This window comes from Marinomonas ushuaiensis DSM 15871 (assembly GCF_000521805.1).
Lineage (GTDB): Bacteria > Pseudomonadota > Gammaproteobacteria > Pseudomonadales > Marinomonadaceae > Marinomonas > Marinomonas ushuaiensis.
In genome coordinates, this window is record NZ_JAMB01000030.1 from 1 (window position 1) to 1,866 (window position 1,866).

Consider the following 1,866-nt stretch of genomic DNA (forward strand, 5'->3'; position numbering starts at 1 on the left):
AGAACTAGCGTCCTATCTTCAAAGCCTCCCACCTATCCTACACAAATAGGTTCAAAGTTCACTGTGAAGCTATAGTAAAGGTTCACGGGGTCTTTCCGTCTAGCCGCGGATACACAGCATCTTCACTGCGATTTCAATTTCACTGAGTCTCGGGTGGAGACAGTGTGGCCATCGTTACGCCATTCGTGCAGGTCGGAACTTACCCGACAAGGAATTTCGCTACCTTAGGACCGTTATAGTTACGGCCGCCGTTTACTTGGGCTTCGATCAAGAGCTTCGCTTACGCTAACCCCATCAATTAACCTTCAAGCACCGGGCAGGCGTCACACCCTATACGTCCACTTTCGTGTTTGCAGAGTGCTGTGTTTTTAATAAACAGTCGCAGCCACCTGGTATCTTCGACCGACTAGTGCTTACGGAGCAAGTCCTTCACACCGGCCGGCGTACCTTCTCCCGAAGTTACGGTACCATTTTGCCTAGTTCCTTCACCCGAGTTCTCTCAAGCGCCTTGGTATTCTCTACCTGACCACCTGTGTCGGTTTGGGGTACGGTTCGATCATATCTGAAGCTTAGAAGTTTTTCCTGGAAGCATGGCATCAACCACTTCACCCAAAAGAGGGCTCGTCGTCAGTTCTCGGTCTTCCTAATAAAAGGAGGTGCCCGGATTTGCCTAAGCACCTAACCTACCGCCTTAAACACAGACAACCATCGCTGTGCTGGCCTAGCCTTCTCCGTCTCTCCATCGCAATATGTACGAGTACAGGAATATTAACCTGTTTCCCATCGACTACGCATTTCTGCCTCGCCTTAGGGGCCGACTCACCCTGCCCTGATTAACATGGGACAGGAAACCTTGGTCTTCCGGCGGGGGAGTTTTTCACTCCCCTTATCGTTACTCATGTCAACATTCGCACTTCTGATACCTCCAGCCTGCCTTACAGCTTGACCTTCAACGGCTTACAGAACGCTCCTCTACCATGCCTAATAAATTAAGCATCCGTAGCTTCGGTGTACAGTTTGAGCCCCGTTATATCTTCCGCGCAGGCCGACTCGACTAGTGAGCTATTACGCTTTCTTTAAAGGATGGCTGCTTCTAAGCCAACCTCCTAGCTGTCTAAGCCTTCCCACATCGTTTCCCACTTAACTGTAACTTTGGGACCTTAGCTGACGGTCTGGGTTGTTTCCCTTTCCACGACGGACGTTAGCACCCGCCGTGTGTCTCCCGTAATTGCACTCATTGGTATTCGGAGTTTGCATGGGGTTGGTAAGTCGGGATGACCCCCTAGCCCAAACAGTGCTCTACCCCCAATGGTGAGATACGAGGCGCTACCTAAATAGCTTTCGAGGAGAACCAGCTATCTCCGAGCTTGATTAGCCTTTCACTCCTATCCACAAGTCATCCCCGGACTTTTCAACGTACGTGGGTTCGGTCCTCCAGTTAGTGTTACCCAACCTTCAACCTGCTCATGGATAGATCGCCCGGTTTCGGGTCTATTCCCAGCAACTAAACGCCCTATTAAGACTCGGTTTCCCTACGGCTCCACTACTCGCTTAACCTTGCTACTGAAAATAAGTCGTTGACCCATTATACAAAAGGTACGCAGTCACGGAACAAGTCCGCTCCCACTGCTTGTACGTACACGGTTTCAGGATCTATTTCACTCCCCTCACAGGGGTTCTTTTCGCCTTTCCCTCACGGTACTGGTTCACTATCGGTCAGTCAGGAGTATTTAGCCTTGGAGGATGGTCCCCCCATATTCAGACAGGATATCTCGTGTCCCGTCCTACTCGTTTTCATGATAAAGGTGTTTTCGTATACGGGGCTATCACCCTCTACGGCGACTCTTTCCAGAGTCTTCTACTAAC

General features: G+C 50.4%; 1 rRNA gene. It reads right to left on the bottom strand.

Annotated features, from left to right (window positions below):
• Window positions 1-1,866, bottom strand: a 23S ribosomal RNA gene (locus tag MUS1_RS15525); the annotation flags it as partial.